The organism is Paenibacillus agaridevorans, assembly GCF_018604145.1.
In the GTDB taxonomy this organism is placed as follows: domain Bacteria; phylum Bacillota; class Bacilli; order Paenibacillales; family Paenibacillaceae; genus Pristimantibacillus; species Pristimantibacillus agaridevorans.
Genome location: NZ_CP075889.1, coordinates 3957766 through 3983251, shown reverse-complemented (window position 1 = coordinate 3983251; position 25486 = coordinate 3957766). Strand labels below are relative to the sequence as shown.

The following is a 25486-nucleotide window of genomic DNA, read 5'->3' as shown; positions in this document are numbered from 1 at the left end:
CCGCGGCATTGAGAGAATCGAGGTCCGAGCTGGGAAGACCGGTCTCTCCACCCGAAGCGGTATCGGTTTCCGTTCGATCGCCGGGCCGCTTTAGAACGCTGCTGAACGAAGTGTGGAGTTATCGCCTGAGCTATCTGTTTATCGCGCCGTTCATGCTTTGTTTCGTCGCCTTCATCGTCGTTCCCGTCCTGGCCGCGGTCGCTTTAAGCTTCACGTACTTCAACGCAATCGAATCGCCGCGTTTCATTGGCTGGCAGAACTTTCAATATCTCATCTCGCAGGATTTGCTGTTCCTGAAGCATGCGCTGCCCAATACGTTCAAGTTCGCCATTATTGTAGGTCCGGGCGGCTACATCGCGGCCTTCCTGCTCGCTTGGCTCATCTCGCAGCTTCCTGCGGTCACGCGCAAGTGGTTCGCGCTGGCGATGTATACGCCGTCGCTTACGATCGGCATCGCAATGTCCATCGTCTGGCTGCCCATGCTGACGGGGGATAGGATCGGCTATCTCAACAGCGTGCTGCTCAGGCTCGGCTGGATCGACACGCCGCAGCTGTGGGTCACCGATCCCAGCTATCTGATGAATGCCATGATCGGCGTGACGTTATGGTCCAGCATGGGAGTTGGTTTCCTCGCGATGCTGGCCGGCATTCTGAACGTGAACAAGGATTATTACGAGGCCGCCCGCATCGACGGCATGAAGAGCCGTCTTCAGGAAATTTGGTATATCACGATTCCGTCCATGAAGCCGCAGATGCTGTTCGGCGCCGTCATGGCGATCGTGACGACCTTTAAGACTGGCGCAATCGGCGTGGAGCTGTCCGGCGTCAATCCGACGCCCGCCTATTCCGGCCATCTCATCATTAACCATATCGACGACTTTGGTTTCATCCGGTTCGAGATGGGATATGCAGCGGCTATCTCGGTTTTCCTGCTTCTATTAATGTACGCGTCCAACAAATTAAGCTGGGGCTTGTTCGGCTCGAAGGGAGACGAATAGATGAACAAGCTGCGCTCGCTGCTGAAGCTTCGGAGACGTCCCCGCCTGTCGGCGATGGACGGCTTTCAGAAGCTGCTCACCTTATTGCTTATCGTGTTGTCGGTATTCATGCTTCTGCCGATCGTCTATATTGTAGGCCATGCCTTCAAGCCCTACCACGAGCTGTTCCTGTATCCGCCGACGTTTTTCGTTCAAGAACCTTCGCTGCAGAATGTAAACGAGCTGCTCGCCGTGACGGCGCGCTCCACCGTCCCTATGATCCGGTACCTGTTCAACAGCGTGTTCGTATCGGCGCTTGCGGTGCTGCTCGTGACGGGCGTCAGCGCGCTGTGCGCCTTCCCGCTCTCCAAGCACCGCTTCCCGGGAGCGGGCTTCGTGTTCGCCGCCATTCTTCTGACGCTGATGTTCGCGCCGGAAGTCGTGCAGATTCCGCGATATCTGGTCGTCAGCGAGATCGGCATCATGAACACGTATTTCGCCCATTTGCTGCCTCTAATGGCGATGCCGATCGGCGTATTCCTGCTGAAGCAGTTCGTGGACCAAATACCGGATTCGCTTCTGGAGGCGGCAAGGATCGACGGGGCGAGCGAATTCGTCGTTTTTCTCCGCATCGTGGTGCCGGTCTGCATGCCCGCCATCGCGACGGTCGCGATTCTGGCTTTCCAGAACTCGTGGGGCAATATCGAAACCTCGGCGCTGTTCATGCTGGACGACGAGATGAAGAGCTTCGCGTTTTTCCTGTCGACCTTGACGAACAATCTTGCCAACAACGTGGCGATGCAAGGCGCGGCAGCCGTGGCTTCCCTTATTATGTTCGTGCCGAACCTCATCGTGTTCGTCATTCTTCAGAGCAAGGTGATCGCCACGATGGCGCATTCCGGAATCAAATAAGAGCGGAGGGAGAAGAGATGAAGAGACGGCTTGCGCTGCGCGCGTTGCAGCTGACCGCCGCGGCGACGATCGCGTTTCTTGCGGTCTATCCGGGCAAGGCTCATGCGGATGTGCCATACCAGACGTACTACAAAGACCAATATCATCAGCAATATCGCATTCAGACGGCATATCGCCCCGAAGGCGCGCTTGGCCGGGAGCTGTTCATCGCAGACCCCGAAAGCGAGGGGGGGCTGAAGCACTCTCCGCTTAATCAGCCGCAGGATTTGTTTATCGATGCTCAGGATGAGCTCTATATCGCGGATACGAACAACAATCGGATCGTACATCTGGACAGCGGCGGAGAACTCGTGCGCATGTTGACCTTTCCCGATAATCCGCTCAATCGTCCGCAAGGGCTGTTCGTGCATGACAACGGCGATATCTACATTGCCGATACGGGCAATAATCGCGTGCTCCGCGTCAGCGCGGAAGGAGAAGTGCTCGCGGAATACGGCCGGCCGGACTCCAAGCTGATCCCGGATTCGTTCAAGTTCGACCCCGTCAAGCTCGTCGTCGACAAACGCGGATTTCTGTACATCGCCACGCTTGGCGGTTATCAAGGATTGCTGCAACTGGATCCCAAGGGCGAATTTCAAGGTTTCTTCGGCGCCAACCGCACAAGCTTTTCCTTCGTCGACAGCGTGAAGCGTCTTCTGTATACGCGGGAGATGTACGAGCGCGAGATCAGCAAGCTGCCGGGATCCATTACGAGCGTCGATCAGAACGGAGAAGGCTTCATCTATACGGTCACCAAGGAGGTAGGGCAGGGGCAGCTCAAAAAGCTGAACATCGCCGGTCTCGATCAGCTGTCCGGGAAGGGGGAATTCGCCGATTCTTTGTCGGATGGCCGCTTTGGAGAAACGATACGGGACCCGAACGCCGTACGGCAGACGGCTCCGCAATTAAATGATCTGACCGTGGACGCCGACGGCAACATGACGGTGGTCGATTCCCGGCTGAACGTCGTCAGCCAATACGACGGCAACGGCAATCTGCTGTTTTTCTGGGGCGGCGCCGCGGGAGACACGACGACGAAGCTCGGCCTCGTAAAGACTCCGGCGGCCGTCGCGAACGATTCTTCCAACAATCTGTACATTCTTGACAGCGAGAACAACGTCATTCAGAAGTATGAGCTGACGGAATTCGGAGCACTGGTGCACCAGGCCAACAGCTTGACGGAGGACGGACGTTATGAAGACAGCGAGCCGTTATGGCGGGAAGTCTATCGCCAGAATGCCTATTACGCCCCGGCCGTGCTGGGATTGGCAAAGGCCGCTTACAAGCGCGGAGACTACGCCGAGGCGCAAAGGCTGTTCAAGGATATCGGCCTCGCGCAGGGCTACTCCGATTCCTTCTGGCAGAACAGACTGCTGTGGTTCCAAAGCCAATTCGGGCTGTTCATGAACGCCGCCATCGTTTTCTTCCTGATATTCCTGCTGGCCAAGAAGCTGGGACGGCGATACGGGAAGGAGCGTGCCCGGAAGCGAAGAGAATTCTGGCGCGGATGGAAGGCGGTGTCGACGCAGCTAGGCATTGTGTCGTATCTGATTCGCCACCCGCTTGACGGCTTCTACGGCATCAGGCACGAAGGCAAGGGGAGCGTGGCCGGCGGGAGCGCGGTGCTGCTGATCGCGCTTGCCTCGTACGGTTTCATTCGCTCCGGCACGAACTTCATCTATAATCCTTCTATTATAGTGGATGCCAGCGTCTTGACGCCGCTGCTGCAATTCGCGGTCGTCTGGCTGGGCTTCGTCGTCGCAAGCTACCTGGTCAGCTCCCTTAATCAAGGGGAAGGACGATTCCGGGACGTCTATGCGGCGAGCGCGTATGCGATGTTTCCCTTCGCGATCGTCGGCGTGCCGCTCACCGTATTGTCCGGAGTCATGACGCTTAACGAAGCGTCTATTTACGGATTTCTGGAATACGGCTTGTACGGTTGGGCGGGACTGCTGCTGTTCTGGCAAGTGCAGGGCATTCAGAATTACAGTGTAGGGGAAACGGTCAAAAATTTGTTCCTGACCGTGCTCACCATGTTCATTATGGCTATTCTTATCTTCATCACGTTCAGCCTGACCAGCGAACTCATCGGCTTTATCTATTCCATCTATCAGGAGGTGGCCATTCGATGAAACGGAGGATACTGGCATTGGTTTCGGTTGGCGTCGCTATAATCCTCCTTCTAGGTGCCATGTTCTGGCTAATTCAGCGCGATGGAACAGCGATCGGGCAGGGCAACGCGACAACGGTCGCCGGGGAAGCTGTTCAAGACGAGGCTTCCTCTTCGAGGAATCACTCCTTTCCCATTGAGCCCAGACTGCCGAACGAGGAAAGCTTCGCGAGGGTAGCCGAGTCGGCTTCCCTTATTCTATGGGCCGACGCGGAGACGGGACACTTTAAGGCGGAGAGCAAGATCAGCGGCAACGTCTGGCGTTCCTACCCGAAGCCTGCCTATTGGGAGGATGAAGCGACAAGCGGCGTCTGGCGCAGCAATCTGCTGTCGCCTATCATGCTGGAATACATCGACGCTTCGAGCTCCAAGTCGCAGACGAAGCTGACGAACTGGATGGAAGAGCGCGGCGTCCTGGAGTTCGAGAAGCTGGACGACGGTTTCCGCGCGACCTACCATTTTAACTCTACGGGCTTCAAGATTCCCGTTGAGGTCGCGCTTCGGGGGGATTACGTCGAGGTGAAGATCATAGACGGCGGCATTACGGAAGAAGCGTTAAGTCTTCTTAACCTGAAGGCGTACCCGATGTTCGGCTCGCAGCCGTCGATCGACAAGAATGGTTACTTGCTTCTGCCGGACGGATCCGGCGCGCTTGCCCGCTTCGACGAGAACCGGAGCAATGACAAGTCCGTCTATCGGGAGCCGGTATACGGCTCCGATCTGGCCTTCTACAACGAGGTGACGAACAGAAGCGAGGTTAAGATGCCCGTCTTCGGCCTCAAGTCGGGGGAGCAGTCGTTCCTCGGCGTGCTGACGGAAGGCGAGGAATACGCCAAGCTGTTCGCGGCGCCGGCGGGCTCTCTTGGCAACGGCAACTGGATCACGGCGGAGTGGCAGTACCGAATCAAATTTTTCCAAAGCACCGACCGCCGCGGCGTCGAGGGTTTCTACACGTTCAGCAAGGAGCGGTTCGAAGCCGCGGAGCGGAGCGTCCGTTATTACTTGCTGGAGGGAGAGGATGTCGGCTATCCCGCCATGGCCGCGAAATTCCGCGATTATTTGATTCAGGAACGCGGCTTGCAGCGCCTGCCGTCCGGGGACGGCGACATTCCGTTCTTCGCCGACATCGTGGCGGCGGATCTGAAGCAAGGTCCGCTATGGGACGATTACATCGTGGGCACGACGACGGGAGAAGCGGAGAAGATGCTGCGCGAGCTGACGGATGCGGGCATAGGCAGCATTACGGCCATCTATCACGGCTGGCAGCGTTACGGCTACAGCTCGCACGGCGGGTTGCTCCCGGCCGATCGGAGAATCGGCGGCGACAAGGGGCTGAGGTCGCTGGCGAATACGGCAGGCGAGCTCGGCGGCAAGCTGCTCCTGGCAGCTAATTACTCGCTCAACAACAGCGGGCGGGGCGGCTTCTGGAGCTTGAACGACGGCCTTCGGAATTTGGCGGGCACGCTGCTCTATCAGCCGCTGCCGGCCAAGGAAGAAGATGTGCCGGTCGTCAGTCCGTTGTATGCGTTCCGCGAAGCGCTGGACGATCTGCCGGAGTACGAGAAGCTGGGTGTGGACGGAATATTGTTCACTGGCGGCATAGGAGGCTCGCTAAATACCGACTTCAACAGCCGCCACCGGGCGACGAGGTCGGAGGTGCTGGACGGCCAGCAAGCCGTGCTCGCCGCAACGGCGGATACGATCGGATATGCCGCGGCGGAAAACGCTTCGTTTTATTCGCTGCCCGGCATATCCCATATTCACCGTATGGCCGACGACTACTCCTACGATATTTTCGTAGACGAAGCCGTTCCTTTCGCCCAGATCGCCCTGCATGGACTTGTGACGTATACATCGGAGTGGGGGAACCTGCGCGACGAATACAAAAGCGATTACTTAAAGAGCGTGGAGTACGGAGCATACCCGGCTTACGTGTTCACGGCGGCAGCGTCCGGAGCGTTTAAAAAGGCTTATTCCGTCTGGTATTACAGCATGAACTACAAGGACTGGATCGACGTGGCGGCCGAACAGTACGAGAGGTTGAACGAGGCGCTGCGCGATGTCCAGGACGCGTTCATCGTCGATCACGCGACGCTCGCGCCGGGCGTCAAGAAAACGGTCTACGGGAACGGTCATGCCGTTATCGTCAATTACAACGCTGAGCCGTATCAAGGAGACGGATACGTCGTAGGCGCATCCGATTTCGCCATCAGGAAGGAGGGGAAGGTCTATGAATAAGAAGACGGCGCAACGCAAGCTAGAAGGCTCGATGTTTATCGCGCCGTGGATCATAGGCTTCCTCGCGTTCGTGGCATTCCCCCTCTTCTATTCGCTGTACATGAGCTTCCATCAGGTGCGGATTACGGTGACGGGCGTGCAGACGACTCCCATCGGTGTGCAATATTATCGCGAGATTCTGTTCGCCGACGGTGGGCTGCTCTACGACGATCTGGTGCCGTTCCTTAGGGAAGCGCTCGTCATGATCCCGATCATTATCGTTTTCTCTTTGATGATCGCGATCCTGCTTAATCTGAAATTCGCGGGAAGAACGGCGTTCCGCGTCATCTTCTTCCTGCCGGTCATTTTTGCGTCGGGGCAGATCATCGGCGAATTCATCGCGCAGGGCGAAGGGTCCCTCGGCATTATTTCGTCGCTTCGAATCGATTATATGCTGGCCCGCTATTTGCCGCCTTCCTGGGCGGGACCGATCGGCAATGTCATCGGCTCCTTCGTGCTCGTGCTCTGGTACTCCGGCGTCCAGATTCTGATCTTCCTCGCCGGCCGCCAGACCATCGCGCGTACCGTGTACGAAGCGGCGCGCATCGACGGCGCCGATCCATGGAGCACCTTCTGGAAGATCACGCTTCCGGGCATGGTGCCCTTTATCTTCCTTAACGTGATCTTCACGATCGTGGATCTGTTTACGTATCCGTCCAACCCCATCATCAGCAAGGTGACGACGGAGAACTACGGCCTGTCCAGCGCGCTTGCCTGGATCTACTTCATGATCGTGCTGTTGTTCGTCGCGTTTGCGCTGCTGATCTACTCGCGAATCAATGCTTCGTTATCGCCTAGACGTCAATAGAGAGGAGGGGCATTATGGCCAAGCCGTCGCTTGAAAGTATACCGTGGATCAAGACAAGGCGCAGGTCCTCTCCAGCCGGGTTTGGCAGAAAGGGGATTCTCGCCGGGCTGAAGTTTAAGCTGCTAGGCAGGGAGGCGGACAAAGGACTGCTGTTTCGCCTTCTTATGTACCTGCTGCTGATCGACGTGGCTTTTATTTATTTGAAGCCCGTCTTCTATATGGTCACCACGATGATTAAGGGAGCGCCGGATTTGCTGGACCCCGCCGTCATCTGGGTGCCGACGGGCGTATACGGAGGACATCTGTCGGAAGCGATAGAAATGCTGGACTATGCGAAAAGTTTTGGCGTAAGCTTAACCGTATCGACGTTGTCGGCCGTGCTGCAAGTATTTTCCTGCGCCGTAGCCGGCTACGCGTTCGCGCGTCTTGATTTTCCGTTCAAAAAGTTCTGGTTCGCCGCGCTGTTGTTCACGTTCATCATGCCGCCGCAGGTGACGATCCTGCCTTCCATCCTGTTGTTCAAGGAGCTGGGCTGGATCAACACGTTCTGGCCGCTTATCGTGCCGGCGGTATTCGGACACGGACTCAAGGGCGCATTGTTTGTTTTGATTTTCCGCCAGTTTTTCTTCACGCTGCCGAAGGAGATGGAGGAGGCGGCCCGCATCGACGGAGCCGGCGCGCTTCGCATCTTCTTTCGGGTCATGCTTCCCATTTCGCGTTCGGCGATCATCGTCGTTTTTTTGTTTTCGTTCGTATGGGCGTGGAACGATGCCTACTTCCCATCCATGTACATGTTCGGCGCATCCGATGTTCCGCTGTCCGTCGGCTTATCCAAGCTGAATGCCCAATTGGCGATGGAAGCGCAGGAGGGAAGGCTCAGAGCCTTCCTTGAACCGGTCAAAATGGGAGCGGCGTTCCTCATCATTCTGCCGCTGCTCGTGCTGTATGCTTTCACTCAGCGGTGGTTCGTGGAGGGCGTGGAGAGAACGGGGCTGGTAGAATAATTTTTTAGGGCGTGTATGCATACACGCCCTTGAGACGGGAAGTGAACAGAGGTTGGATTCACAACGCATTTTGGCCGATTTTTTCCGTAAAACCTGGTTGTATTACGTCTTGTCCATCAGTCTCCATCTGATTGCCAGCATCGTGCATGTAAACTTCCCGCGCGTGCTGGGGAATTTCACCGACGAGCTGAAGGAAGGAGTCCTGACGCTGGATTCTGTCATCCAGTACAGCTGGATTCTGCTTGCGATCGGGTCGGGGTACGCGATTATCGGCGGCTTCGCGCAATATCTGGTCATGTACACGGGCCGATTCTTCGAATTCATCAACCGCCGCAAGCTGTTTATTCATTTCGCGGGGCTTAGCGAACGGTTCTACTCCCGCAACGGCGTCGGGAAGCTGCTCAGCTACTTCATGAACGACGTCACGGCCGTGAGGGAGTCGATCTCCATGGGCGTCAATCAGACGGCAGGGGCGTCGATGCTTCTTATCTCGACCGTCGTTATGCTGCTTTTGACGGATGTTCCGCTTTATCTGGTCGCGGCCAGCATCTTCCCGCTGCTTCTCATCCCGGTCGTGGTGGCCTGGTTCGGACCCATGATCAAAAAACGTTCGATGGGCGTGCAGGAAGCGCTCGGGGCGATGACGGAATCGGCGGAGGAGCAATTCGGCGGTATTCGCGTGACGAAGAAATTTGCCGTCGAGGAAGTGATGGGGGCGCGGTTCGGGGTGACGGTGGACCGCATTCGGAGCAGGCAGCTCAGTCTGGTTCGCGTCTCCTCCTTCTTCCAGTCGCTTGTCCCTTTCCTCGGGGCGACGTCGCTGATTATCGCGTTGGCGTTCGGCGGGTACCTGACGATCAACGGGACGATAACTCTTGGCGGATTCGTTGCCCTTACGCTGTATATCCGCATGCTGATGAACCCGCTGCAGCAGATCGGCAACGTCATCAACGTCGTGCAGCGGGCCCGCGCTTCGCTGGAGCGGCTTAACAATCTGCTGTCGCAGCGGCCGGACATCACCGAGGACAACGAAGCGCTTGAGCTGGATTCTTCCTCCGGCGCGGGCATCGAGGTAAGGGGATTAACGTTCGCTTACGGAGAGTCTGAGACGGCTATCGAAGGCGAGAGGAAGATGAAGGCGGACAGCGTAACGGGCGCCGGTGACAAGAAGGGCCGGACTGCCTCCGTGCCGGAGAGCAAGCGGGAGCCCGGAACGGGCGGCAATGACTCGAGCGGCGGGGAGGCTCAGCGAGAGGTACTGCGCGATATTAACCTCAGCGTGGCTCCCGGCACGACGCTCGGCATCATCGGCAGAACCGGCAGCGGCAAGACGACGCTCATGAAGCTGCTGCTCCGCACCTATGATCCGCCTCCGGGCACGATATGGATCGGCGGGGAGGACGTTCGCCGTCTCAGTCTCAAGAGCTTGCGGGAGGGCATTGCCTACGTGCCTCAGGACGGCTTTCTGTTCAGTTCTACCATTCGGGAGAATATCGCTTTCTACAAGCGCGACTCGGTATTGCCCGAAGTGGAGCGGGCGGCGAAGCTGGCGCGGGTCTACGACAATATTATCGAGTTCCCTGACAAGTTCGAAACCCGGCTCGGCGAGCGCGGCGTCACGTTGTCCGGCGGACAGCGCCAGCGTACCAGCCTGGCCCGGGGGATCATTAAGGATGCGCCGATTCTCGTATTGGACGACAGTGTCAGTGCGGTGGACGCCGTGACCGAGACCGAGATCATGGAGACGATCCGCGAGATTCGCCGGGGCAAGACGACGATCGTCATCGCCCACCGGATCAGCGCTCTGAAGCATGCGGACGCCATTATCGTCATGGATGGGGGAGCAATCGTGGAGCGCGGCACCCATGAGGAATTGCTGGCCAAAAACGGCTTGTACCGGACGCAGCACGACATACAGGAAGAGGGGACGATGCGGAATGGCACAGGCCATTAACAATTGGCAGATGGACCAGAAGGCCGATCTGTCCGCGCCTCAGGTCAAGCCGAAGTACATCTCGACGTTTAAGGCGTTATCCGGTTATATCAAAGAACATCGTCTGACGTTCGCGGGATTTATCGTTTGTACGCTTATCGCCATTACGGCGGAGCTGCTCCAGCCATACTTGGTCAAGATCGCGATCGACGATAATTTGATGTCGGGAAGGAACGATTACAAGGGGCTGCTGCTCGTTTGCGGCATTTATATGGCTTTATCCTTATTAAGTTTAATATTTTCCTACTTGCAAAATAACTTGCTCCAGAAGGCCGGCCAAAGCATCGTCGCCAGCATACGGAAGCGGTTGTTCGCGCATATCGGCAAGCTGTCGATGTCCTACTTCGACCGCGTCCCGAGCGGCAGCCTCATTACCCACGTATCCAGCGATACGGAGGCGATCAACCAATTCTTTAACCAGGTCGTGCTGAGCTTGTTCCGCGACGGATTGACGTTGTTGTTCATTTTGGTGCTCATGTTCCAGCTCGACCCGCAGCTGACGCTGTATTGCCTCATTCTCGTTCCGATTATAGCGGGCATCGCGATCGCCTTCCGTTCCTTCATGCGCGAAACGTACCAGATGGCCCGAACCCGGCTGTCCCGGCTTGTGGCTTTCGTGGCGGAGAACTTGTCCGGGATGAACCTGATCCAGGTCTTTCATCAGCAGGATGAGCAGAAGCGGCAGTTCCGGGAGCGGAACGATTCCTACTTCCGCGCGAATGTAAGGGAAATCCGGACCAATGTCGTATTCAACCGCACGTTCGAGATCTTGAACAACATCGCGATCGCTTTCGTCGTCTGGCTCGGAGGCCGGGCCGTGCTCGGTCAGGAACTGGAGTTCGGCGTGTTGTATGCTTTCATCACGTACATTCGCATGTTCTTCCAGCCGATCAATACGATTACGCAGCAATGGAATACGCTGCAGTCCGCCACGGTGGCGATCAATCGGGTCTGGAGCATCTTCGCCATTAAGCCGGAAGTAGACGATAAGGCGGAGACCGTTCCCTTTAAGAGGGAAGAGATAAAAGGAAAAATAGATTTCAACGGGGTCACATTCGCCTATGGCGACGGAGCTCCCGTTATCAAGGGCCTCGATCTTCATGTAAGCGCAGGAGAACTGGTCGGCATTGTCGGCACGACCGGCGCGGGCAAAAGCTCGCTGATCAGTCTGTTATGCCGATTCTATGACGTGAGCGCGGGGAGCGTCCTCATTGACGGCCACGACGTGAGGGAGATACCGCAGCGGGATCTTCATCGAATCGTCGGGCTTGTGCAGCAGGAGCCCTACCTGTATTCGGGCACCGTGCTCGACAATGTGCGTTTGTTCGATCCCGGCATATCCCGCGAAGAGGTCATCGAGGCTTGCGAATTTATCGGAGCGGGCGAGATCATCGGGCGGATGAAGGATGGCTACGACACGCGCCTGTCCGAACGCGGCAGCGGGTTGTCCGCCGGGGAGAGGCAGTTGATCTCCTTCGCGCGGATCATCGTGTTCAAGCCGAAAATTTTGATTCTCGACGAAGCGACAGCCAATCTCGATTCCCATACCGAGCAGCTGATTCAGAATGCGCTAAAGCTGGTTGCAGTCGGCCGCACGACGCTGGTAATCGCCCACAGACTGTCGACGATTATGGGAGCGGACCGCATTCTGGTCATGAGCAAGGGCGAGATCGTAGAGCAGGGAACGCATCAAGGGCTTCTGGACGCGGCCGGCTATTACGAGGAGCTGTACCGTCATTCCCAGGGGGAGCATGACGCTGCCGCGAAGGAGAGCGTTCAATCCAGGTAGAAGGGTATCAAACGGAAATTGGGGGCTGTCCCAAAAGATATAAAATAATAGCGAGACAGTAATGCACATAGACACGGAAAGGGTCGGTCAGGATACCAATCCTTGACCGACCCACAGCAACAAAAACATCCCATAGGCGTATTTAACGACTATGGGGCTCGTAACAGCAACAAAAACATCCCATAGGCGTTATTAACGACTATGGAGCTCGTAAAAGCGATAAAAACATCCCATAGGCGTTATTAACGACTATGGAGCTCGTAAAAGCGATAAAAACATCCCATAGGCGTTATTAAGTAAGCGTCAAATAGCCCCCACCTTGAAATCAAGATGAGGGCTATTGTTTTGGCAAGTTTACTCTTGTTTAAATATGCGGCAAGTTAGCGGTAGCGATGATGACCACGGAAGAAGCCTGTCCAGTGCATACGGATCTTTAGGATCGGCTAACTGAGGTAGCTGTTCAAAAAGATACTGAAGGTACTTGAACGGATTTAATCCATTCTCCTTCGCTGTTTCGATAACGCTGTAGATCGTCGCACTTGCCTTTGCACCTCGCGGTGTATTGGCAAACAACCAATTCTTCCGTCCAATGACGAATGGTTTAATCGCGCGTTCACTCCGATTGTTGTCGATCTCCAGCCGTCCGTCTTTCAAGAACACCGTCAGCTTCTCCCACTGATTGATACTGTAGGTGATCGCCTCTCCGAGCTTGCTCTTTGGCAATGCCCGCGAGCGCTGCTGCTTCAGCCACACCAAATAAGCATCCAAAAGGGGGAGACTCCACTCCTGACGGATGGTGTAGCGTTCTTCGGCTGCCGCCTTGACCAGCTCGCGCTCGATCGCAAATAGCTGGTTACAGAAGGCAAGTCCTTGCTGGGCTGCGGTCGTTGTCTTATCTTGCGTAGGCGGCAACGCTTTTAATGCCTCGTCGAACTTCCGGCGTGCATGGGCCCAGCATCCAACAAGTGTCACGTCCTTGACCTTGTGATAGCCGGAATAGCCGTCCACATGCAGGTAGCCGCTGAAACCTTCGAGGAAGTTCCTCGGGTGCTCGCCGCCGCGCGTCGACCGGTAGTCGTAGAGGACGATTGGCGCATCGGTACGGCCCGTACGATACAGCCACATGTACGAACTGGATGACGCGGACTTGCCGGGCTCCTGCAGAACTTGCAGTGTCGTCTCGTCGGCATGCAGAATGTCCTTGCTCAGCAAGTGCGCACGCATGCGGTCCGTGAGAAGCGACAGCCACTGCTCCGATCCGTAGATCATCCAGTTTGCCAGTGTTTGGCGCGATAGCGTAAGTCCGAGCCTTGCGAATTGCTGCTCTTGACGATAGAGCGGCTGGCTGTCCACATACTTCTGGCTCATGACATGCGCCACAATGGACGGGGACGCCAGACTGCCCGGCTGAATCGGTTTAGGCATGGGCGCCGTAACGACGGGCGTGCGAATCTCTTTCCGCTCACAGTGGCGGCACGCATAGACCTGCCGCACATGACGGATGACCTTCACCTCCGCCGGGATAACAGCAATCTCATTACGCGTTTCGGTGCTCATCTCATGGAGTCCACCGCCACAGCACGAGCAGAATTGCTCAGACTCCGGCAAGGCATAGTGGATCGTCTCGACAGGGAACTGATCCAGCTTGGCTTCCCGGTTGCCAGAGGTCTTCTTCCGGCTGTACGTGACCGTCTCGACGTCTGGCTCTTGAGGAGCGGACGCAGCAAGCACTTCAGCTTCGTTAAACAGATTCATCTCCAGTTGGTCGGGATGCGTCTTCTCGCTGGAAGCGCCGAAGCGCTTCTGCTGAGCCAAGCGAAACTGCTCTTCATACCATTTGAGCTTCGCAGAGAGCTCGGCAATTTGCTGTTCCTGCTTTGAAATTTGCTGCTGGAGTATTTCGGGGTTAGGGGTTTCCGTTCGCTTTTCCATACCGTATGATTTCGATAACGCGCAGGCAAGTACCTGCTGCCAGGTATGACAATTTGCGTAAGAAATGATTTGTTAAATGACTACTTCGGCCCGTACTTTCGGATGCGCCTGCCGTTGACTTAGCGATAGCCCGTCAAGCAGCCAGCGAAGCTCGCGGTTTGTGATCGCAACAGGCTCCCCATTTGCCTGCGGCCACTGGAACGTACCGCGTTCGAGCCTGCGGTAGTACAACCAGAATCCGTTATGCTCCCAGTACAATATTTTAAGTTTGTTACGTTCACGGTTGCAGAAAACGAACAGCGCCGGAGAAAAGGGACTCATCCCGAGTCCTTCTTGGACGAGTGCGGCAAGGCCGTCGATGGATTTACGTAGATCCGTGCTGCCACAAGCTAGATAGACGGGCTTTGACGTGATTTCGTTTAACATACTGGATCGGCCCCCAGTGCTCGAACAACTTCGCGGAGCAAGGCGGGCTCAAATCCCGCATCGACTTCGATGACGACTGCACCGATCTGAATGCGAAGTGAACGGCACGGCGCCGGTTTCACTTCAGGAGTCACCTGAACAGGAATGAAGGTCGTCTGTTTAACGGAAGAAGATGGGGGTGACTCATCCAGCTTCTTCATCCATGTGTAAAGTTGACGGCGGTCGATTTGATTGGCTTTGCACCAATGTGTTGTCTTTTCGCCACTTGCACGAAATGCCTCGACACGAGCTTCCCATTTCATTCGAATCTCTTCTCTGCTCATAGAAAAATCCTCCTCAGAATGGCTATTGAGGAGGATTATCTCATAACGATCGCTCGATTCGAAGGTGGGGACAGTTTGACGCTTACGTTATTAACGACTATGGAGCTCGTAACAGCAACAAAAACATCCCATAGGCGTTATTAACGACTATGGAGCTCGTAACAGCAACAAAAACATCCCATAGGCGTTATTAACGACTATGGGGCTCGTAACAGCGACAAAAACATCCCATAGGCGTATTTAACGACTATGGGGCTCGTAACAGCAACAATAGCGACGTTTCGGCTGCCGAAGGTAAGCCTTGAGGTCGGGTGGTTTTCGCTCGCTCACAATTTGCTTAAGATGGCGGCAATAGACCAAAAGCCAAAAATGGCGGTGAAGGGATAATGAACTGCACCGCCATTTCTTCATTTTTGAGGTTTCATTCATCAAGTGAGCTATTTCAACAAGCAACTCCTTCGATTTTGCAGACTGCTCAGATCGTGGGTCCATGACGAAGGATGCATGTGGCTCAGTGGCGGGTTGCCTTTCCTAGAATCTCCCTCTCGTACAAATTGGCGCTCCAGAGGCTCTCGTCGAAGCGCCCCTGCAAGACAAATCCGAGACTGAGGTAGAAGGCATTAAGGCTAGGGTTGTCAGCCATGCAGTCGAGGCGCAGCCAGCTTTTTCCCCTGTCCCCAATATAACTTTCCGCGTATCGAATAAGCTCACGGCCGATTCCTTCTCCTTTTCGTTTGCGTGAGACGCATAACCGATGAACGTACCCCGCGTCATCATGAAATTGCTCTCCCCATATTTCCTCGCGCCCCCAATGGACAGAGAAGCAACCCACCGGCTCATTCCCAAATGCCGCGACGAACACTTCATGATCCCGGACGAATGCTTCGACAATCTCGCGTTCGAAGCTTTCAACCCGCCATTGCCAGAAGCCATGCGCCGAATGAATCCATTGCGCTGCATCAATAAGCAAGGAGCGGATACAGTCGACGTCTTCAGCCGTTGCTCTTCGGATAGCGAGTGCTTCGGAAGGCTCACGTCTCCAGTTATGCTCCAGCCTTGACGCAGTATCGATCGCCAGTTCCTCCCCGTGAAGCTTCGCGATAAGATGCAAAGCGGCATCTATTCCGGCCGTAACGCCTGCAGATGTAATGATGCGGCCATTGTCCACGTATCGGACGTTCTCCACCAGCGTTGCGCTCGCCGGTGCGCACTCCTTTAGCAAATCCATGGCTCGCTGATTGGTGGTCGCGCGCAATTCATCGAGAAGTCCGGCCTTGGCGAGCAGCAGAGCCCCCGTACAGACAGAAAGCGTAAATGCAGCCCGTCGTGAAGTTTCGTTGATCCAGTCGGTCAACTTTTCATTGTGCATCTCTTTGCGTGCCCCCCAGCCTCCCGGAACGATCAGAATGTCCGGCACCGGACATTCTGAGGAAACGAAGTCAGGTTGAATTGTCAAACCGCTGATTGTCCGAATCGGCGCGTTCGATTCCAGGGCGACCGTATAAACCTGAAAGTGCTGCCCCCAGTTGCTCGCCACTGCGAACGCTTCGAACGGACCTGTCACGTCCAAAGCATCCACTTGTTCATACAGCAGCACTGCTACTTTTTTCGCCTTTCTCATCCGACACTCTCCTCGAAAAATAGAAAAGCATTTGGTTACAATCAACCAAATGCTTTGCCCAGGCGAACGGCTAGTTTGACGAATGCGCTCCCCCGTAGTGATCTACGTTCTCGCCAGTTACGCATCCCATTTATTTAATGTTTATTATAAATCTAGTGATTGGTTGAATCAACATCAATTTTCGGAATATTCGAACTTGAATATGGCCGTCGGTCGAGAAAAGCAAAAGAAGATAGGTTACCGACCGCGCGAATGCAATACATTCGGTCTAATCATTTTGTTTATCCATACAATTGCCATAATACGATATATCGTATAGAATTTAAAATAATACGATATATCGCATTGGAGGTGTTCGCGATATGAGCGAGCAATGGCAACCGGAGGAACGATTGTTTCTCCATCTGGGCAACGAACGCGACACGAGCGGTTCCGGCAGACGCTACTTCACCAGAGGCGGCGTGAAATATGCGCTGTTGGAGCTGCTTTCGCACGAGAATATGCACGGCTATCAAATGATGAAGGCGCTTGAAGATCAGTCCGGCGGCACGTATAAGCCCAGCGCGGGTTCCGTCTATCCGACGCTGCAGATGCTTCGGGATCAAGGCTTGGTAGAGCCGTTCAAGCAGGAAGGCAAACGCGTTTTTCAAATTACGGAAGAAGGCAGAAGCTACTTGCAAGAGGAGCTGAGCCGTGCCGAATCGTCCGAAGCCGGCGCATCGGGAGAATGGGAGACGAGGGATCGAGTGCGAGAGGGGCAGGACGAGGAAGGCGAATCGCAAGAGCCGGGCGGCGTGCGACGCAATCGCAGGCTGACGCCTGCCGGCAAGGAGCTGATCCATTTGCTTAAGGCGGCGGAGCGGGCGGCGCTTGCTGACGCAGCCCTTGCAACGCGGCTTCGAGAGGCGCTCGCGGCATTGAGGAGCGAACTGCGGGGAATTACGGGGGAGACGGATTCCGGGATCGTGGGAGCCGTTGTTGAATCCGTTAACGATGTGGCGGGAAGAGATCCCGGGGAGGGAGCGGAATGAGCGGCAATGCCAATCCGACAGGCGCCTATCGTCCCGGCAGAGGAATGGGCATGGGCAGGTTCGGCACCGGCGAGAAGGCGAAGCCCGCCAGCATCTATGGCATGTTCGCCCGAATCTATTCGCATGCGCGTCAGGAGTGGCGCGCGATTGCTTTGGCCGTCGTATGCGTCATCGGCGTGTCGCTGCTGGAATTTATCGTTCCGCAGCTTACGAGGTATACGATCGATCAGGTTATCCCCGGCAAGCAGTACGACAAGCTGTTCTACATCGGAGCAGGCGTGTTGGGCTCCGCTCTGGCGCTTGGTTTGCTGCGGTACCTAAGCACGTCGCTGATGGCGACAATAGGGCAGACGGTGCTTTACAAATTCCGCAACGATCTTTATCGCCATATGCAGAACCTGGACATCGCCTTTTTCGATCGTAATCGAACGGGAGATCTGATGTCGAGGGTCACAAACGACGTTGGCATCCTGCAGCAGCTTATCTCCTCGAGCATGATGCAGCTGTTTACCGATTTTTTCACTTTTACGGCGATTGCCGTCTATATGCTTTGGATCGATTGGCGGCTGACGCTGCTGCTGCTCGCGACGTTCCCGCTTATGATTATGACGACGCGCCTGTTCGGCAGGCGGATGCGTTCATCGTTCCGCAAGGTGCAGGAGTCGGTGGCGGACGTTAGCGATCATCTTCAGAATTCGTTGACCGGCATTCGGCTGATCAAGTCTTTTACGAAGGAGGAATACGAGTCCGAACGGTTCTCCGAAAGGACGCGCATCAATATGGACGCCAACATCCAGGTCGTCCGATTGAGGGCCGCTTACGAGCCGATCATCGACTTTCTTAACTTCGTCGGTCTGGCAATCGTTCTCGTGTTCGGAGCTTGGCTGGCGATGCGTGGCGATATGTCCGTCGGCACGATCGTGGCGTTTATCGCGTATTTGCGGCTGCTGCAGAATCCGATTCGCCACTTCAGCCGCATTATTAATTCGGTTCAACAATCCGCAGCCGCCTACGAGCGCATCATGGAAGTGATGAACACGAAAGCGGATATCGTGGAGAAGGCGGATGCGGTTGTGCTTCCGCCGGTACGCGGGCATATCGTATTCCGCGATGTGGATTTTGTTTATTCGGGAGATGCGAAGGTGCTGAGCGGCTTCAATCTGGAGCTGGAAGCGGGACGCATTACGGCGCTGGTCGGTTCGTCGGGCTCCGGCAAAACGACGATCGCGCATCTGATTCCGCGTTTCTACGATCCGAGGTCGGGCGACATCACTATAGACGGCCACTCTTTAAAGGATGTTAAGCTGGAGTCGCTAAGAGAACAGATTGGCATCGTGTCTCAGGACATCGTCTTATTCAACGGCACAATCGGCGAAAATATCCGGTACGGCAACGCGAACGCCTCGGATGAGGAGGTCATCGCGGCTGCGAGAGCCGCGAATGCGGATACATTTATCAGCGCGTTCCCAGATGGCTACGATACGGGAATAGGAGAGCGCGGAGTCAAGCTGTCGGGGGGGCAGAAGCAGCGCATCTCCATCGCGAGAGCCATTCTGAAAAACCCGCGCATTATTATCCTCGACGAAGCGACGGCATCGCTCGATTCGGAATCGGAGCAGCATATTCAGGATGCGCTCGCCGTTCTGCTGAAGGGCCGCACTTGCCTCGTCATCGCCCATCGACTGTCGACCATCCAGCAGGCCGACCGCATTTACGTGCTGGAGCAAGGCCGCATTCTCGAGAGCGGATCGCATGAAGAGTTGCTTCGCAGGCAAGGACGATATAGCCAACTGTACGAGTTGCAATTCCCGCAAGCGGAGGCAGGAGCCGGTGCTGGGTACGAGACCGGGGCAAGTCTGGAGTAGAGCGGTACCGCGGATCAGAAGGCGGGTTCTGTTCGGGGGAGGAAGGTAGACGTAGAGCTAGCTTTATGAGGACGAGCATCGAATATTGAGCGCCGCAAATCTGTCAGACTAGGTTTGGCAAGGAAAGGGAATGCAGAGCATGAACGGCCAGGATGTTTTTTTCGCAAGCGAATTTGGCCAAAAGTATAGTCAGGAGTCGTTTATGCTGGTAGACTTTATTGGGGATCTTCCGTCGTAGAGGGAGGAAGGCTCGCGGGGAAGGGTTTGCCTCGAAGTTGGAGGGGAACCAAGGCCGATAGCGGCAATTGCACGGCTCGCCCATTTATCACGCTGACATGCTTAGCGCATCACCGACTTGGAAAGAAGAGATCATCATGACGGTTTTTATGCACATTCTAACGAATAACGTACTTCCGATGGGCGTGATGATCGGACTCGGCATCGTGCTAATGCGGGCATTCAAGCTCGATATCAAGACGCTGTCCAAGCTGAACTTTTATCTGTTTTCACCCGCGCTCATGTTTAACTTGCTGTACAATCAGAAACTAGAGTTATCGCTAATCGGCAAAGTGTTCCTGTTTCTGTTGATATTCATGTTCGCGCAGTATGCCATCGTCGAGATCGTTATTCGCATAAAGGGCTACAAGGCAAGCATGAGAAGCGCCATGAAGAACAGCGTGCTTTTCTACAACAGCGCGAACTACGGTATACCGCTTAATCAATTGGCGTTCGGCGGGTTAAGTCATACGCTGGCGGTTCAAATAATCGTCATGGTCGTCCAGTCGCTCATACCGAATACATGGGGCATCTACAATGTGAACGCGCATAAGGCGGATATGAAGCAAGTGTGGCGAACCATTCTGTCCATGCCGGTCATCTATGTAATTCCGGGTGCGTTGGCGCTCAGATGGCTAAACGTTCCGATTCCGGATGCTCTGCAAATGCCGGTCACCTACTTGGCGGACGCGTTTTTCGGAACGGCGCTCATTACGCTCGGCGTTCAGCTGGGAAGCATGGAGTGGCGCATCAAGCGGACGCTTGCCGTCGACGTCTCCATAGCTGTCGTGTTACGGCTGGTGGCGGGTCCGCTGCTTGCCTGGGGCATCATAACGCTATGGAACACCGTTGGAATCATGCCGCTCGACAAACTTACGGTTGCCGCGCTTATCGTTTCGTCGGCGGTTCCAACGTCTCTAAGCAGCGTGCTGCTCGCGGTGGAATTCGACAACGAGAAGGAGTTTGCCTCGCAAGCGGTATTTTTATCGACGTTGCTCAGCATTCTCACGATTACGGTCGTCATCTTCTTCTTAAACATCCAAATTCCATAGATAAGTAGAGGGCATTTCCGGTTCTGTCTGGCCGGAGATGCTTTTTCTATTGAGAAAATAGCTTCGGACACTACATTTTTGTGCTCCAAGTCGCTGGTACCGATCTATTTCCCACCAGTAGCACGTTTTCCGAGCTTTAAGTCGCTGCCGCCGATCAAGTCTTTGCCATCGATAATCGCTGTGAAGTTCTAGTAATCATTGCTTAAGATCGATAAATTTCACACCATTTCTGAAGTTTTTGATATTGTGTAAGTCCCAGTACGGATATAAAATGGAAAAAGATGATAATGCAACATAGGATTGGAGGGGGCAGCGATAGAGAGCGTACCCGCGGTATCCGATATTGTGATTGGAAGCGGTATCATGAAGTCGTTCGGGCGCGGATCAGCGACCGTGCAAGTGTTGAAGGGAGTCGACATCGCCATCCCTTCGGGGGCGCTGATCGCCTTCAAGGGGCGCTCCGGCTCCGGCAAGACGACGCTCATTAATCTGCTTAGCGCGCTAGACCGGCCCGATAGCGGTCAAGTGTTGTTCGAGGGCCATGACCTGACGGGGATGTCGGACAAGGAGCGGGACGGCATCCGTAGAACGCGGATGGGGCTTATTTTTCAGTCGTTCGCCCTTATTCCATTAATGTCTGCTTATGAAAATGTTGAGTTCGTGCTGCGAGTGTCCGGGTATCCGGCTCAGGAGCGACAGTCGGCGGCAGAGGGAGCTTTGGAGCAGGTTGGGCTCAAAAGCCGCATGTCCCATCGTCCATTCGAGCTGTCGGGGGGCGAGCAGCAGCGAACGGCGATCGCGAGGGCGATTGCCCACAAGCCGAGGCTTTTGTTGGCGGATGAACCGACGGCGGAGCTGGACAGCCGGACGGGGCTGCAAATTATGAAAATTTTTCGCGATTTGGTTGAAACGGCGGGAATGACGATCATCATGACGACGCATGACCCCGCCATTATGGAGATCGTAGACCGCGTATACGAATTGGAGGATGGTGTCATTGTCGTTTCGAGCTAAACGTAAAAGCAAAATCGTCGTCCTGACGGCTGCGATGGCTGCGGCATTGTCGCTTGCAGGCTGTTCGCTACTGCCTGCCGAAGAAGCGCCGCTCAAGCCTCCACTCGTCAAGCCGCCGCAGGAAAACTACCGTACCGTCGAGGTTGTAAAGGGTAGAATTACGCAGGAGATTCGCGGGAACGGCACGCTGGAGTCCTTTTTCACCGATACGGTACAATTCAAGGCTGGAGGCGGCGTAGTCAAGGAAGTGCTTGTCAAGTCGGGTGACATCGTCAAGAATGGCGACCCGCTCATACGGCTGGATACCGGCAATATGGACATTGAGCTAAAGCAGATGGAGCTGAATCTGGTCCGCTCGGGTCAAGCGCTGAAGTCGGCCAAGGATGCAGGTGACAAGGACGAGATTCGAGTAGCCCAGCTTCAGTACGATATCGACAAGTTGAGACACGAGAGGCTGGCGGAAGCACTTACTGGCAAGCTGCTGACAGCCGAGATGGATGGTCAAGTGACATATGTAGCCGAGCTTAAGGAGGGGGATGCCGTCCGCGAATTCGAGACGCTGGTCGTCGTAGCGGATCCCGGCAAGCTGCGCATCGCCTTCCAGACGGACGGTTCGCCGGACGTCAGCCTCGTCAGCGTTGGTTCCAAGGCGGAGCTGACGTTTGGGGGCAATGTTCTGCTGGAGGGCAAAGTGACTCAGACGCCGTCGTCGGCTCCGTATTCGGACGACCCGATTACCAAGGATCGTAACGCCAAAATGGTTTTCGTCGAACTCGAGAAGCTGCCGGATGATGCGGAAATCGGCACGCGCGCGGATGTAAAGGTGCTGCTGCAGGAACGCAGCGACGTTATCATTATTCCGCGCAGCGGTCTTCGCAGCTATCTGGGGCGAACGTTCGTGCGGATTCTGGAGGAAGGCGACAAGATCCGCGAGGTTGACGTAGAGACGGGAATCAAAGGATCGACGGATATCGAAATTACGAAAGGGCTGGAGGAAGGCATGCTGATCGTGCTACCGTAGCGCGAGCTGCGGCAGCATACGGATCGCCGCGAATATCGGCGAATTCGTATTGCCGGACGCCTTGGTGACTTGTCTATGGCATTATTCGTCATGATTATACGCAAGATGGTGCAGAACAAGTGGCTGCTCGGCAGCCTGTTCATGGGCATCCTGATCTCCGTGGCGCTCGTCAGCAGCATGCCGATCTACTCCGAGGCTGTACTGTCCCGCATGTTGGTCAAGGATCTGGAACAATTGCAGACCAACTCGGGACAGTACCCGGGGACGCACTACTCCAATGTAATGGTTACGAAGGAGACGCCGGAGCAGATTAACAATAAGTACGATAGAATCGACGATTACGTGCGCACGACTGGCGCAAGCTCGTTCGGGCTGCCCGTACGGGAGCTTGTGGGAAGTTTCCAATCCATGTCGCTCCGCATGAAACGAGCGGATGATCCCAATCCCCTCTCCGATGACAACCAGCAATGGGTGACCATCAAGTCATACGAAGGGCTGGAGGAACATGTGACGCTTAAGGACGGGAGACTGCCCTCGAAGGCGCCGGTCGACGGTGTCTACGAGGTGCTTCTGACAGAAAACGGACTTAGCCACTACAAGACAGTGCTGGACAAAGTATTCGTCATCGAGGACAAGAAAGCGGCGGCCAACGTACAGCTGAAGCCGGTTGGCGTTATACGGAAGACGGAGGATGACGATCCTTACTTCCGCTATGGTAATCTGAGCGACATGAACAGCGCCTTTCTCATGCCGTTCGAGACGGGGGAGCGCCTGCTGCTGCGCGAGGGACAATTGCCTTTAAGCGCGGCTGGATGGTATGTCGTCATGGACTATACGAAGATGGAGCTGCAGACGGTTGAGCCGTTTGTAACGGCGCACGAAACCATGAAAGCCGAGATCATGAAGAGCTTCGCGTTGTACCAGATGGGCTCGGAGACGCGTGCGCTGAATACGATCAGCGTTTATCTAGAGAGAGCGGAGCAGCTGCGTACGCTGATGTGGGCGCTGAACGTGCCGATTCTGCTCATGCTGGCTTTTTATATGTTCATGGTTTCCAATCTGATCGCCGGAAGGCAGAAAAACGAGATTGCCGTACTCCGCAGCCGCGGCGCCTCGAGATGGCAAGTGATCGGTGCTTATTTGACCGAGGGACTTCTGTTATGCGGCGTGGCATTCGGTCTTGGACCGCTGCTAGGCGCGGTGTTAACGGAAATGTTGGGCGCTTCGAACGGTTTTCTGGCCTTTGTGCAAAGGGTTGGTCTGCCCGTTCGGATTACGGAAGAGGCATACCGGTTTGCCGCGATCGCAGCCGCCGCCTGTCTCGTCATCGTCATCATTCCGATCGTGCTCGCGACGCGAGTCAGCATCGTCAATCATAAGCAGCAATCCGCAAGGCTGACGGGCAGCCCGCTATGGCACAAAATGTTTCTGGACGTCATTACGTTGGGACTGGCGATCTATGGCTTGTACACTTTCCGCAAGCGGCAGGCGGATCTGCAGGCGCTGGGGTTGAGCGCGAAGGATCTCGCGATCGACCCGCTGCAATTTATCGTGCCGGCGCTGTTCATTATGGGGGCTGGATTGCTTCTGCTAAGGCTGTATCCATGGATTCTTAAGGGGATCTACTGGATCGGCAAGAAGTGGTGGCCGCCGTCGTTATATGCGACGCTCATCCAGGTCGGACGCTCCAGCAGCCAGTATCAATTCCTTATGATTTTCCTGATTATGACGATTGCAACTGGGGTATTCAGCGCTTCGGCGGCCCGGACGATCAACTCCAATACGGAAGACCGGATACGTTACGGCAACGGCGCCGACATGGTGCTGAGCGTCAATTGGGTAAACGATGCGCCGCCGCCGGAAGGCCCGGGCGGGCCTCCGGGCGGCGTCCCCGCAACGCCGCCGGCCCAGATCCATTACTTGGAGCCGGCGTTCGAGCCGTTCCGCGAGCTCCCCGGCGTGGAGCATGCGGCCAAGGTATTTACGAAGAAGAATGCGGGCTTTTACGCCAACGAGGTGTCCGGCACGGCAACGCTGATCGGCATCGATACCGACGAATTCGGAATGACGACCTGGTTCCGCGACGGCTTGCTGGATTATACGCTAAATGATTATTTGAATCTGATCGCGCCGGATACGAGCTCCGTCCTGATCTCCCGAACGCTTGCCGAGCAGAAAGACATCCAGCCCGGCGACACGATCTGGATTGGCTGGCAGGAGGTTTCCCAGCAGCCCTTTAAGGTATACGGCGTCATTGATTATTTCCCGACTTTTAATCCCAACCCGCCGCTAGGTTCCGTCAACGTCAGCGACAAGGCAGCCGACAACGCTCCTATGCTGATCGTTGGACATTTGCCGCGCATCCAGGTGCAGCTGGCGTTGGAGCCATACGATGTGTGGCTCAAGCTTGGCGAAGATGTATCGACGTCGGAGGTTTATGAGGGAATCGAGGAGGGCGGACTGTCGGTCTCCCGTATTGTCAATACGCGAGAAGATTTGGTCCAGGCCAAAAACGATCCATTCCTGCTCGCGCTAAACGGCGTGCTTACGCTTGGTTTCGTCCTGGCGATTCTGGTCAGTTTCGTCGGTTTTCTGCTCTATTGGGTATTGTCGCTGCGGGGCCGAACGTTGCAAAACGGCATTTTGCGAGCTATCGGTTTGTCGGTCCGGAATCTGATTGCCATGTTGGCTGTAGAGCAGCTGCTCACATCGGGTATGGCCGTGCTTCTCGGCGTTCTCGTGGGCAATCTGACGAGCAAGCTGTATGTGCCTAACTTCCAGATCGCTTTCAATCCCAGCAGTCTGGTACCGCCGTTCATGGTCAAGTTCGAAACTGCGGACTATATCCGCATCTATATTCTCGTAGGACTCATGCTGCTGATCGGGCTGGGCATTCTCGCGTATATGCTGTCGCTCTTGCGCGTGCATCAAGCGCTTAAGCTAGGGGAGGACTAGT

General features: G+C 55.5%; 18 protein-coding genes and 1 riboswitch. Of the genes, 14 read left to right on the top strand and 4 right to left on the bottom strand.

All coding sequences use genetic code 11. From position 1 onward, the window contains the following. Nucleotides 1–29: 29 nt before the first annotated feature. Genes KJW29_RS16825 through KJW29_RS16790 form a run of 8 tightly spaced genes read left to right on the top strand, consistent with a single transcriptional unit; the run spans nucleotide 30 to nucleotide 11969 of the window. Nucleotides 30–998 carry a carbohydrate ABC transporter permease gene (locus tag KJW29_RS16825; protein WP_425517561.1) on the top strand — a complete coding sequence of 323 codons (969 nt, stop codon included), beginning with the start codon at nucleotides 30–32 and terminating at the stop codon, nucleotides 996–998. Beyond that, nucleotides 999–1889 (top strand): carbohydrate ABC transporter permease, encoded by an 891-nt coding sequence (locus KJW29_RS16820; RefSeq protein WP_214630629.1) that lies wholly within the window; start codon nucleotides 999–1001, stop codon nucleotides 1887–1889. Between the two features lie 17 nt (nucleotides 1890–1906). Continuing rightward, complete coding sequence (locus tag KJW29_RS16815; RefSeq protein WP_214630628.1) at nucleotides 1907–4060, top strand: YIP1 family protein; 2154 nt, start codon at nucleotides 1907–1909, stop codon at nucleotides 4058–4060. Further along, on the top strand, nucleotides 4057–6336 hold the full coding sequence (locus KJW29_RS16810; RefSeq protein ID WP_214630627.1) for a DUF5696 domain-containing protein: 2280 nt from the start codon (nucleotides 4057–4059) through the stop codon (nucleotides 6334–6336). Before KJW29_RS16815 ends, KJW29_RS16810 begins: the two co-directional genes overlap by 4 nt. Next, nucleotides 6329–7183, top strand: coding sequence for a carbohydrate ABC transporter permease (locus KJW29_RS16805; RefSeq protein WP_214630626.1), 855 nt, complete (start codon nucleotides 6329–6331; stop codon nucleotides 7181–7183). Before KJW29_RS16810 ends, KJW29_RS16805 begins: the two co-directional genes overlap by 8 nt. A 14-nt stretch (nucleotides 7184–7197) precedes the next feature. Next, nucleotides 7198–8187, top strand: coding sequence for a carbohydrate ABC transporter permease (locus KJW29_RS16800; RefSeq protein ID WP_214630625.1), 990 nt, complete (start codon nucleotides 7198–7200; stop codon nucleotides 8185–8187). A gap of 52 nt (nucleotides 8188–8239) precedes the next feature. Continuing rightward, complete coding sequence (locus KJW29_RS16795) at nucleotides 8240–10141, top strand: ABC transporter ATP-binding protein (RefSeq protein WP_214630624.1); 1902 nt, start codon at nucleotides 8240–8242, stop codon at nucleotides 10139–10141. Further along, nucleotides 10125–11969 carry an ABC transporter ATP-binding protein gene (locus tag KJW29_RS16790; RefSeq protein WP_214630623.1) on the top strand — a complete coding sequence of 615 codons (1845 nt, stop codon included), beginning with the start codon at nucleotides 10125–10127 and terminating at the stop codon, nucleotides 11967–11969. The genes KJW29_RS16795 and KJW29_RS16790 overlap by 17 nt, the downstream gene beginning before the upstream one ends. 354 nt (nucleotides 11970–12323) lie before the next feature. Here KJW29_RS16790 and tnpC read toward each other — a convergent pair whose 3' ends face one another. The 4 genes from tnpC to KJW29_RS16770 form a co-directional block, all read right to left on the bottom strand. Next, nucleotides 12324–13901, bottom strand: a complete 1578-nt coding sequence (tnpC, locus tag KJW29_RS16785) for an IS66 family transposase (protein ID WP_214626438.1) — start codon at nucleotides 13899–13901, stop codon at nucleotides 12324–12326. A gap of 72 nt (nucleotides 13902–13973) precedes the next feature. Next, nucleotides 13974–14327: an IS66 family insertion sequence element accessory protein TnpB gene (gene tnpB / locus KJW29_RS16780; RefSeq protein WP_087567547.1), complete on the bottom strand. Its 354-nt coding sequence runs from the start codon at nucleotides 14325–14327 to the stop codon at nucleotides 13974–13976. After that, nucleotides 14321–14650, bottom strand: a complete 330-nt coding sequence (gene tnpA, locus KJW29_RS16775) for an IS66 family insertion sequence element accessory protein TnpA (RefSeq protein ID WP_214626437.1) — start codon at nucleotides 14648–14650, stop codon at nucleotides 14321–14323. The genes tnpB and tnpA overlap by 7 nt, the downstream gene beginning before the upstream one ends. Nucleotides 14651–15161: 511 nt before the next feature. Continuing rightward, on the bottom strand, nucleotides 15162–16271 hold the full coding sequence (locus tag KJW29_RS16770; RefSeq protein WP_214630622.1) for a GNAT family N-acetyltransferase: 1110 nt from the start codon (nucleotides 16269–16271) through the stop codon (nucleotides 15162–15164). Nucleotides 16272–16320: 49 nt separating this feature from the next. Then, nucleotides 16321–16402: riboswitch (ZMP/ZTP riboswitch) on the bottom strand. Nucleotides 16403–16633: 231 nt separating this feature from the next. Here KJW29_RS16770 and KJW29_RS16765 point away from each other — a divergent pair. The 6 genes from KJW29_RS16765 (at nucleotide 16634) to KJW29_RS16740 (ending at nucleotide 25485) form a co-directional block, all read left to right on the top strand. Continuing rightward, nucleotides 16634–17302, top strand: coding sequence for a PadR family transcriptional regulator (locus KJW29_RS16765; protein ID WP_214630621.1), 669 nt, complete (start codon nucleotides 16634–16636; stop codon nucleotides 17300–17302). Further along, a complete protein-coding gene (locus tag KJW29_RS16760) occupies nucleotides 17299–19167 on the top strand; it encodes an ABC transporter ATP-binding protein (RefSeq protein ID WP_246608750.1) in 1869 nt (622 codons plus the stop codon). The genes KJW29_RS16765 and KJW29_RS16760 overlap by 4 nt, the downstream gene beginning before the upstream one ends. 374 nt (nucleotides 19168–19541) lie before the next feature. After that, nucleotides 19542–20495: an AEC family transporter gene (locus KJW29_RS16755; protein ID WP_214630620.1), complete on the top strand. Its 954-nt coding sequence runs from the start codon at nucleotides 19542–19544 to the stop codon at nucleotides 20493–20495. A 363-nt stretch (nucleotides 20496–20858) separates the two neighbouring features. After that, nucleotides 20859–21509 carry an ABC transporter ATP-binding protein gene (locus KJW29_RS16750; RefSeq protein WP_214630619.1) on the top strand — a complete coding sequence of 217 codons (651 nt, stop codon included), beginning with the start codon at nucleotides 20859–20861 and terminating at the stop codon, nucleotides 21507–21509. Further along, the gene (locus KJW29_RS16745; RefSeq protein WP_214630618.1) at nucleotides 21493–22530 is read left to right on the top strand and encodes an efflux RND transporter periplasmic adaptor subunit; all 1038 of its coding nucleotides are present in this window, start codon (nucleotides 21493–21495) and stop codon (nucleotides 22528–22530) included. Before KJW29_RS16750 ends, KJW29_RS16745 begins: the two co-directional genes overlap by 17 nt. A 75-nt stretch (nucleotides 22531–22605) precedes the next feature. Beyond that, nucleotides 22606–25485, top strand: coding sequence for an ABC transporter permease (locus tag KJW29_RS16740; RefSeq protein WP_246608749.1), 2880 nt, complete (start codon nucleotides 22606–22608; stop codon nucleotides 25483–25485). Nucleotide 25486: the final 1 nt, after the last annotated feature.